Source organism: Methanofastidiosum sp. (assembly GCA_013178285.1).
In the GTDB taxonomy this organism is placed as follows: Archaea; Methanobacteriota_B; Thermococci; order Methanofastidiosales; family Methanofastidiosaceae; genus Methanofastidiosum.
In genome coordinates, this window is record JABLXD010000043.1 from 1 (window position 1) to 10,798 (window position 10,798).

Below are 10,798 nucleotides of genomic sequence, written 5' to 3' on the forward strand. Positions count from 1 at the left end.
GTACCTATCAGAACCAAAAACACCATAGTTACCTTAATTTTTCTTGCCATAAACATAATATCACATAATACTCTTGCCTTTTCCATATATTTAAGGATATGGAAAAAAATAGGGAAAATAGGGAAAAGCAAATTTCACTACAATTTTTGGCCTTAAAATTAGGGCCAGACCCAATAACTGCTTATCATATATCAATTTATATATTCTAAATAATTAGTTAGAGCATGAAACTAACAGTTATTCTGGACCCCAAGAGCAGGGGGATTTACTGTTTATGTTCCTTCCCTTCCTGGCTGTATTTCCCAAGGAGATACAAAAGCTGAAGCCTAAAGAATATCAAAGAGGCATAGAATTATACCTAGAGCCGGATGTAAATGAGCTCATGGAATATCCTGGATTAACACAGGAAGAGTTTGAGCGATATAGGTAGTTTTCTTATTAGATTCTTAATTTACTATTAGAATTTCTACCTCTGTTATAGAATAGGCGATAAGAATACTTGCGCATAAGGCTTATTATGCGAAATAATTATACATTTATGTTTTATTTTAGACATTGATGATGGACAATATGTTAAACGCCTTTTCTTATTAACCAAATAGAAAATATAGTTAATAATACTATTAAGATTGAAATAATTACATTTGTAACACTAAGCAATCTCGAAGCGTAAAGATAAGAGTATTCTGATATAGTTTTGATAGATGACAAATTATGCTTTTCTCTTTGGATTAACTGAGATACAAAATGGTCAAAAGTTTCATCTGGAATTTCGCCATTTAAGACTTTAAATTGAGAATTTATTAATGCTAATAATCCTTCTTTGATATTTGGCTCACAGTAAAAGAAGATCATATTTATTACATTATCAACGAATCTTTTGATATCCTTTTTCCCCAACATCGGATCAATGTCTAAGTATTTACTCAAAGAGTTTCTTTCGTAATCTATATGATAATAATGGTCTATCATGAATTCCAATATTTCTGACAATTCATCAATAGGATAATCTAAAGAATTCTCAAGTTCTTTATTGAGTATAGTTAAGTACTCAATATCTTTTTGTAACTCCATCCCTAAAATAGTAATAAAATCATTTCCATATATGACATCTTTGCGATCTATTACCTCTTTTATGCAATCGTCATCAAATTTTTCTTTACTACATAGTTTTGTTCCAGATTTAAATATTGAATAAGTAATAGCCAAAATTAGATTAGGGTAGTATTTAACAAATTTGAATTGATATCCTAATCTTTTTCTTAGGGGTTTAATATAAAATATTCCAGACATAGAAAAAAGAATTATTAAGATGGGTAAAATTATTAAGACTATATTTTTAAAAAATAAATCTCTCAAGAAAAAAGAAAAAAATAGAGATGTAATAATTATAGATATGAATATGGATGTTAAATTTAAAAAAATAAGATAATCAAATATCTTATAGGTAACCCAACTTGACCTATGTTTATAAAATTTATATCCCCAATAAAATAAAGTGGATAAAGGAAACAAAATTAGAACTATATTTATGATGGATACAGTATTTTGATACCAAAAATCAAAGATATTGAGCAATAAAGAAAAATAAATAAGAGTAAGTAAAGTTATTTTAAATGAATAGTCCATATAGTTACGATTTTTCCAAAAGGGATATTTTGGTAGAAATGGTATCATTATTATCAAAATAAAATCAAAAATATAATGCCATTTAGACTGATTAGCATTGTCAATATTGTATATAATTTCATCAACTATATCTTCAATTTCTTGATCTTTATTCTTACTAGTTTGCAAGATAAGCACCAAACAATTATGGTTGTACTATTCTTTCCTAGATCCGCCTGCGAAAGGAATAAAGTTTTGTATAGTAGCATCTTCAAAACTACGTTTGAAGAAATTAATTGCCTTTTCAGAGAGGTTTGGTTCCCTAGAGTCTAAAGTGAAACCAAAAAATCTAGATTCATTGATGTCAAGATTATCAAAAATAGATGGATTAGCCTCGTTTTTATCATTAAGTGGCAATAAAAGAGATCCCCTATATTCCAATTTGTCTTTTTGATAGTATTCTCCTTTGATAATTCCAACATTTTTTTCAATTTTTTTAAATTCCAATAAAAGTATTAATTCATTATACTTCTGATCTTCGAAAGGCATATTCTCTTCTTTTAATATCTTTAGTACATCATCTTTGAGAGGAAAACTTTCTACCTTGCTATGAATTATTTCTTTTTCCAATTTATCAATTTCATCCATTTAAATCCCTTAATATCCTAATATTGGAATTACTCATATATAACAATATGGAGTCGTTATTGTATTGGTATATTTTTACTAATTTATTGTCTAGGTCTGAGGTACCCAAAAACACTGATTATAAGTGCGACGGCACCCAAAAAGATAGAAAGCCAAGCATACTTTATGGCAGAATCCTGGTACTTATTTTCAATCAGTTCACTTCTCTCTAGTATCATCACTTCAACTTTAGGCAAATAAATATCTATGTCAGATTCAATCATGTTTTTTGTATCATTACTCAAGAAATCATATTTTTTAAACATATAGTTATTTAAAAATATCTTTGAATTAATTAAATATTTTTTTATTTCATTAAAACATGATCTTTCATATTTAAGATTGTCTAGATCATTGCCATATTTTTTAATGTAATTTTCTGAAGTAATTATTATTTTTATTTGGTTCATTCTTGCTTGAGTATATTCTAAAAGTAAATAATCATTTATTTCTTCCTTAAACCAATGATTATGATACCTCATTTTTTCTGAATAATCATGGGGATATAATTCAACGATTAACTGGCTAGAATAAACAAATCCATAATCTCCATTTTCATGAGGGCTTAATTCTATCCACATTCTTTTATTTCTATTAACGTCTACAATATAATTATAGAAAGAAAATGAATTAAAATTGCCATCTTTATTATTAAATGATTTGTTTAGATTGTCTACTTCTAACGATGCTACATAAAAGAAAATTCTAGGATGCCAATTATAAAAATTAACAGTACGATCCTTTATTGGAAAGTATGATGAGGATAAATATCTTCGGTAAGTAAGTGATAGTATGTCTGCAGGATAGGCATATACAAAACCGTTACGAGAAATAAATGTTATTTTATAATCTGGATAAATATAATTATTCTTGATGTATTGGAAGTATCCCTCTTCTAGAATTTTTTCAGCTTCCAATCTTTCTCTGCTAGTTTCATTGTTTTTGTCTATAATTAATTGTAAAAGAGTATCTCTATCTAAGTCTATATCTTCATCTAAATCAAAAGTATCATATAAAAAAATACCATCATAGTAAAGTTCGTGGCCTTTGCCAGAGATTTCAAATACAATTCCTACTACATCTTCGTATTTTGTTAAATTTTGATAGTTTTTATCCCCTTCTTTTGTCCTGCACTTAATTGAGCTAATTAAATATTCATATTTTCCATTTTCATGGATTTTTATACATTCTTGGGCAAACTTTCTTAATTTGTAAGGTTCGGGAATTAGTTCACTCTCTCTCCAAGAATCTAGGTGAGAGGATGTTTTTGAAAAATTTTTAATATTTTCTAAATCTAAATTTAATTCCCCTTTTATATTTGTATAAGTTGGAATGGGCTCATACGTGCCATAATCAAAATAGAAATCAAATAATGTCACGAGAGATAATTTTCCACCTTTAGAGATTAGTTTATTTTCAATATCATTTTCTTCTCCTCTAATAATCTGAGTGCCACATAATGAAAACAATAAGAAGAAAATAAACAATAAGGCGATATATTTCATGAACAAAAATATGGACTGAGGAATATTAAAGTTTCTATTATTTGATTGTAATGTAGTAATCAAAAGATTTTAAATTCTCCAAATATTATCTTTCTCTTCTTTCCAAGTAAATACTTCCCCCATAGCACATGTAGCTCCAGTAGACGTAACAAAGTTTGGAGGATTCTTTGGAAAAGTTTTTTTACATCCATATAGACGATATTTGTCTAGATTTAGTAAAGGAGGGCTATATTCCTTAAAAGTTAGTAATTCACTAAACAAATCAAGCAAAGTATCTAAAACGTTTTCAATGTCGTGTTCTTTATATGCCAACTTAATAGTATACAAGACTATCGAGATTATGTCGTTATACTTGTCCATATTTATATTTCTGATATTTTTTCTTAATTTTGGGAGTATCGTTTTTGATTTACTTGGAATACCTAATTGGCTCCTATCTTCGGATAACTTGATAATTTCTGATTCATCAAGAAAATCCATCACCCTATGGTGCACGGAAGGTGAAATATTTGGTACAGTCAATTTAAATCCCTCTAAGTCCTGAGTTGGCTCGTATAATGACAGCAACCCTTTCAATTGAGCAAGCCGAATCCTTGATTCTTTATCTTGAACATGCGTCATTAGGATAGAGACGTTACTTGATAAATATTCTAATCCACTTACATCTGCTTCAGTCTTACGTTCACTTGCCAATACGATCTTGTATAAAAAATCAAATAATAGTCCATATGAAATTTCTAATGGAGTTTTGGAGATATCATAGTGAATAGGTTCCAGATAATCAAAAACTTTATTATATGTTTTTCTTTTTTTATCGATAAGTTCTACTCTATGTTTAAGACTTTCAGGAAATTCTTCAATACTTTTATCTATAAAAGTTCCAAATGTTTCAATATCATAGGGGATATAAACTTTATGTGCAGAACATCCTATCAAAGTTTCAAGAAGATAATAGTTAGGCGCGTACAGATATCTTTTTGGTCCGGGCCTAGCAATTGCTACATTAAAACTTGTTATTATGCTTGAATTCATTTAATCTCCCTTTTATAGTAGTTTTTTTATTATTTACAATAATTATTAATAAAATTGATTTCAATATTCATCAATTAATCCTAGTTTTTTTAGTCTGGCTCTAATAGCACTATTTTGCCTTTCCAAAACTTTAGCTATATCACTTATTGGAGTTCCTTGATTAAATAAATTAATCAATTTAGCTTCTTCATCAGACTCCCATTTCTCATAGGCCCTGGGGTGTTTCATTCTTAATTTATCTATTCTATCCTGATAAGATTTTTTTTCGATAAGATCTTCAAGTCTTATAGATTTAACTTCATCAGGGATTTCTAAATCTTCTTTGCCATTAAGAAACTTCTTGCCGCAATAAGGACAAAACAAAAAACTATCTTCTATTCTGTTACTACAATCACTGCAAACTAAAGGGATATCATTATTAATAATATTTAATATCAAGAAGTTACTTCTATCGATAAATTCCCCAGGTATTTCTTTTATGAAAGAAGACTCGTTGCCTATTTCAGTTATCAAAAATAGCTCTTCCTTGGCCCTAGTCATTGCCACATAAAAAAGTCTTCGCTCTTCTTCCATCCTTAACTCATAATTTGTCTCTTTTATGATCTGGAATATTCGATCTTCTCCCCATACACTGGGAAATCCATACAAGCCTGAAGTTAATCCTATTAGAAATACTATTCTTGCTTCTAATCCTTTGGCAGAATGAATAGTTCCAGAGGGCACCCTGATATTTGCTTTAGCCAGTTCATATCGGTATGGATCAAACATTCGTTTCTTTCTGTAAAGAATTAAAATATCTTCACGATTGTAGCCGTTATCCAAAAATTGCTTTATATTCTCTACTACCTTTTCGACACCGTCTTCTGATTCTTTCTTTGATGCGTAAAGATAAAGTTTTTTACCTTTTTTTGATATGGAGCGTATTTCTTTAGCTATTTGAAATTTATTGTGCTTTATAACTTCACTAGAAGCAGAAACGATATTATCATGGCTCCTATAATTTATATCAAGTTTTATAATTTTAGAGTTTTCAAAATATTTTTCAAAGTTAACTATGTATTCTACTTCTGAACCCCTCCATCCATATATGCTCTGCCAGTCGTCTCCAACACAAAATAATTGTGTTTCTTCTGTCAATAATAGTTTAAGCAATTTTACTTGGAGTGTATTTACATCCTGAAACTCATCTACTAGAATATATTTGTATTTTGTTTGGAAGATATTTTTAACGTCAGGATAGTTATTAAGTAGATCAATCGTTTTAATTATTAAATCGTTAAAATCTAGGTATGAATGATAAGTACAATAATCTGAGAAGCTTTTGATTATTGGTTCTATAAGAATGTAAAAATCTTTCACTCGTTTATGTGGGTCATTCTGAGCTTTTTGATATATTTCTAGAAAATCTCTTCCCTCAACTTTTATTTTATCTATTACACTAATTAACTCCGCTACAAATCTATCCAGTTCCTTATGATAACCTGAAAACTCTTCTTCAAACTTAAGGGCAGGTAATTTTGTAATATCCTTGTGAATTCTTGGCGAAATAACTTTCTCTAATTCTCTGTGAAATTCATTTATATCGACAGTCATAGATTCAAAAACTTTGAAATAAGCTTTGCCTGCTTCTTTGAAATCTATTTCTTTCAAAGCCATTGGGGAGCTGAGATTACTTACGTGTTCGATGTAGAGATTAGCTTCTGGTATGAAAAAATCTGGATTTGCTTTATAATCCGATATTTGGAGAGGTGATTCATACTCATAATCTATATTGTGCCGATAGAGCCAATCTGCGATATATCTTTCAGATTTGGATCTTACAGATTCACCTCTTAGAGTAATATACGGTCGTGGATATTGATTGGGGTGATTAGTATTTACATTTAACCTTAAATCTTCAACGTAATGATCTAGGATATACCTTTTCAAGAACAATAAATATTCTTTATCGCTAGCACATGCTAATATTAGTTTATGTAAGATTTCTTTAGAATCTTCGGGTGCTTGAAAATAAGTTCCTAGTGTATCTCCATATTCCTTATCCGGCAAAATCTTAAATCTATTATCAAATTCTTTGGCGCCGTTATTTCTCAAAATATAAAAACAAAGACTATGAAAAGTTCTGACTGTTAAGTTATTGAGCCATGGATATTTTGATACATATTTTTTTCTTTCCTCGTATTTTTGCTTGTTTGTTATTTTTTTATTGTATACTATATTCTTGTACTCACATTTATCATCAGCTTCTATAATTAACTTATCAAACATTTCATTTGCGGCGTTTCTGGCAAATGTAATGGCCAAAATCTCTGAAGGGTCCACATTTTGTTCAAAAATAAGATACATGATTTTTTGAATTATTGTTTTTGTCTTACCACTTCCTGCACCGGCCAAAACAAGTAACCGTTTGTCCTCACTTATAACAGCTTCTCTCTGCTTTTCGTTAAGTCCTTGGAGAGTAGGATTCATTATTTCACCATCAATAAAAAATACTATGAAAACTGATATGTTGCAACATATATAAGAATATGGAAAAAATTAGGGAAAATAGGGAAAAATATTTCTTTTCCATTTACTAGTTGGCCTTATCTTTCAGTAAGATTCTTTTTTGGGTAATAGTATACTCCATTCTATAAACCACCTTGGCGCCCATCCAGTGATTCAAACCACGATTATAAGTTAATGTATTTGATTTCTCATAATTAATAAATTTGTAATCAGGAATACCGCATGCTTTATTTTCATGCACGATAATTATAAATAAGCTCCTTCTTGAACTGCACCGGTAAATATGTCAAATACAAGAATGGACACATCTATTTTAGATGTGATCAAATCTGGTATAATGCCGTTCACTGCCATAGAGGTTGAGGAGAAGGTACAACTTGGCCACACTATGGTGGTGCATTGGTTGAAAATTTTGAGGTCTGATATTAAGGCCGATAGGCCCTATACTCAAGGCTTCAAATGTGATAAGCGAAAAAATGCGCTTAGTCACCAGAATCAGTGGATTTACTGGTTCGAGCGGTAGGGTACAGTAGGTGAATTGGATTACTGCTACCGTAAATAACTGCATTGAAGGGCTGCCTGGCCCTAAAATTAAGGCCAGTTCTAGAGGAGAGCATCTTATAGGCCAGTATGTTGAGCTGCTGGGAGATATCCCTCTCTTCCTTGACGGCATGGCCCTGCCAAATGGACCTTTCAAAAAAGGCCAGATTGTGAGGGTCGATGAAAGGCTTGCACGGCCCCTTGAGATACTAATTGCAAATGAGTATGCTAGGCCGTTCAGGAGGGATTCAGATGAGTGAAGCCCGAGATGACGATTTGGCCCTAAAAATAGGGCCAATGCCATCGATTGATAGCCCCATCACTTCCTGGGCCAAATACTACCGCTCTCTTGGGTGGAACGCTATCCCGATAAAAACGATGGATAAAATACCTCTGATAGAGTGGAAGGCATACGAAAAGAAAATGGCGACTGAAGAAGAAGTTGAAGATTGGTTTAGCAGGTGGTCTGATGCAGACATAGGGATTGTATGCGGCGATATCAGCGGCATCGCAGTTATGGACATCGATATAGACAAGGGTGGCCTTGACTCTCTAAACAGCATCAAGCCTAAGGACTATAGCCTGATTACGCCTCTTGTTAAGACTGGAAGAGAGGGCGGAGGCTACCACTACTACTTCAAAACTAACGGCAGGTATATCCAAAAGATCACAGATCTAAGGCCCGGCATAGATATCCAGGGCGAAGGTTCCTATGCAAAGACCCCACCTTCTATACATAAAACTGGAAGGCACTACCGCTGGATAAAGTCGCCGACTGACTTCCCGCTGGCCGAGATTCCAGATTGGCTTCTCAGTGCAATTGAGGCAAAGAACAACAAATCCAATTTTAGGGCCAATGATACTGAGCATAAATACAGGGAAAAAGAAGGCATAATAAAAAGCGGGAGGCGGAACATGGAGCTCACAAGCCTTTCCGGGGAGCTTTACAATAGGGGCTATGATCCTAAAAAGATCAATGAGTGCCTCCACGCCGTCAATAAGACCCTCACAGAGGAGCCACTGCCAGAGGCAGAAGTTAACAGGATAAAGACCGACTGGCCCACGAGGCATTTCCTGGAAAACGATGCCGGAAATTCTGAAAGGATGGTCTACTACTTTGGCAACATGTTCAGGTATTCCCCTCCAGAAGACCTATTCTATGTATGGGATGGAAGGCGCTGGGCAATTGATGACATGAACATGATCTGGGAGCTTGCTGTTGAAACTATCAAAAATATCGCCAAAGTAGAGACAGAAAAGGCAAAGAGTGAGGAAGAGCTAAAGAAACTCCTGGAGCTTGCAAAAAACTCTTTCAGCAACAACAAGCTCAAAGGCATGATAAACTGCCTTAAATCACAGCCAGAAATCAAGGTGAGCCCTGATAGATTTGATAAAAATCTATACCTCCTGTGCTGTGAGAATGGCACACTTGATCTCTTGAACATGGAGTTCAGGGACCACAGAAGGGAAGACTACATCACCATGATGGCAGATGTCACCTATGACCCTGCTGCTAAATCTGATCTCTGGGACAGCTTCATATCTACTATACTGCCGGATGAGGATGTAAGGCTATTTGTGCAGAAGATCTGCGGGCTATCTCTGAATGCTGCAATAATCGAGCAGAGGTACTACTGCTGCTACGGCAAGAGGGATAACGGGAAGTCAAGATTCACTGAAGCCATAACAAGAGTACTTGGCGACTATTCGCAAGTTGCACCGTTTACCACATTTGAAAAAAAGAAGCTGCAGAGTGGCCAGGCAAGGAGTGATATTATTAGAATGAAGAACAAGCGTTTGGTCGTTATCCATGAGGTCCCGGAGGATGCCAACAGGGTCGATGACAATCTGATAAAAAGCATAACTGGAGGGGATGTGATCGCATCACGTGATCTATACCAGAAGGAAGAGGAGTACACCCCCACCTGCAAGCTTATCTTTGAGGGAAATCACAAACTCAAGTACTCTGGCCATGAGCCTAACTTCATCAAAAGAACTGTGTTTGTGCATTTTGATGTGACAATCCCTGAAGATAAGCAGGACAAGGAGCTTCCATACAAGCTTTCAGACCCTAATGTAAAAAGCGCAATTTTGAACTGGATGTATGAAGGGTGGATTGAATACAAAAAGGACATTGAACTAAACAAGAAGCTAACAATACCCCCTAAAGTTAGGGCCATAACTACAGAGGCCAACCTAGAAAACGATCCTGTCGGATTTTTCCTTGAAAAGTGCTGCTATGTAGAAAAAGGTTCCAAAGTTAAGAGTTTTGAGCTTTATACAGCTTACGAGAACTTCTCACAGCTTGAGGGGATTACGACGTTTAAGATCCAGAAGTTCGGGCGCATAATGAAGGACAAGGGTTATGACAAGGAAAGGACCATGGAAGGCGTTTTATACATGGGCATAGGAATCAAGCGCGAGTGGATGTCAAATGAAGAGTATGTTGAATTTAATCCACCAGAAGAAGCCATAATTGAAGACACCTAGAATCTATGTAGGATATGTAGGTTTTACCCCATTTTCTAGAAAATATAAAATTTTACGCCTCGTATAGGGATTTTTATGAAAATGGCCAATATCCTACATAACCTACATAAATCAGATTGGCCCTAAAAATAAGGCCAGCAAACAAGCCTAGGATAAATTATTTAAATTTGACGGCGAATTGATTATTATGGAAAGTAAGCTAGAGAAAATAATAGTAGAAAAACTAAACTCGATAGAAGAAGATCTTACTTATATCAAGCAGCACATGATGGAAAAGGAAGATGCTTTGAGCGAGGAAGAATTCAACGCTTACATTAGAAGTTTTGACAAGGAAAACCTTGTTTCGTTAAAGGATGCAAAAAAGCAGCTTGGGATATGAATGTCCCGTACTATTCTATTAGAAAAGCATGCACTTAAGTTTCTTGAAA

General features: G+C 33.4%; 8 protein-coding genes and 1 pseudogene. 4 read left to right on the top strand and 5 right to left on the bottom strand.

The annotated features are described in order from the left end of the window. Positions 1–224: 224 nt before the first annotated feature. Positions 225–430: pseudogene (locus tag HPY60_10295) on the top strand (type II toxin-antitoxin system HicB family antitoxin). A 143-nt stretch (positions 431–573) separates the two neighbouring features. Here the strand turns inward: HPY60_10295 and HPY60_10300 are convergent. The 5 genes from HPY60_10300 to HPY60_10320 all read right to left on the bottom strand — a co-directional run bounded on the left by HPY60_10300 (position 574) and on the right by HPY60_10320 (position 7,301). Next, positions 574–1,293 (bottom strand): hypothetical protein, encoded by a 720-nt coding sequence (locus tag HPY60_10300; protein NPV51566.1) that lies wholly within the window; start codon positions 1,291–1,293, stop codon positions 574–576. 531 nt (positions 1,294–1,824) lie between these two features. Continuing rightward, positions 1,825–2,256 carry a hypothetical protein gene (locus HPY60_10305; GenBank protein ID NPV51567.1) on the bottom strand — a complete coding sequence of 144 codons (432 nt, stop codon included), beginning with the start codon at positions 2,254–2,256 and terminating at the stop codon, positions 1,825–1,827. Positions 2,257–2,339: 83 nt separating this feature from the next. Then, positions 2,340–3,800, bottom strand: a complete 1,461-nt coding sequence (locus HPY60_10310; GenBank protein NPV51568.1) for a hypothetical protein — start codon at positions 3,798–3,800, stop codon at positions 2,340–2,342. Positions 3,801–3,869: 69 nt separating this feature from the next. Next, positions 3,870–4,832: a hypothetical protein gene (locus HPY60_10315; GenBank protein NPV51569.1), complete on the bottom strand. Its 963-nt coding sequence runs from the start codon at positions 4,830–4,832 to the stop codon at positions 3,870–3,872. Between the two features lie 60 nt (positions 4,833–4,892). Then, positions 4,893–7,301, bottom strand: coding sequence for a UvrD-helicase domain-containing protein (locus HPY60_10320; GenBank protein NPV51570.1), 2,409 nt, complete (start codon positions 7,299–7,301; stop codon positions 4,893–4,895). A 572-nt stretch (positions 7,302–7,873) separates the two neighbouring features. Here HPY60_10320 and HPY60_10325 point away from each other — a divergent pair. The 3 genes from HPY60_10325 (at position 7,874) to HPY60_10335 (ending at position 10,749) form a co-directional block, all read left to right on the top strand. Then, positions 7,874–8,140: a hypothetical protein gene (locus HPY60_10325; protein NPV51571.1), complete on the top strand. Its 267-nt coding sequence runs from the start codon at positions 7,874–7,876 to the stop codon at positions 8,138–8,140. Further along, positions 8,133–10,370: a hypothetical protein gene (locus tag HPY60_10330; protein NPV51572.1), complete on the top strand. Its 2,238-nt coding sequence runs from the start codon at positions 8,133–8,135 to the stop codon at positions 10,368–10,370. The genes HPY60_10325 and HPY60_10330 overlap by 8 nt, the downstream gene beginning before the upstream one ends. 187 nt (positions 10,371–10,557) lie before the next feature. Further along, on the top strand, positions 10,558–10,749 hold the full coding sequence (locus HPY60_10335) for a hypothetical protein (protein ID NPV51573.1): 192 nt from the start codon (positions 10,558–10,560) through the stop codon (positions 10,747–10,749). The last annotated feature ends 49 nt before the right edge of the window (positions 10,750–10,798 follow it).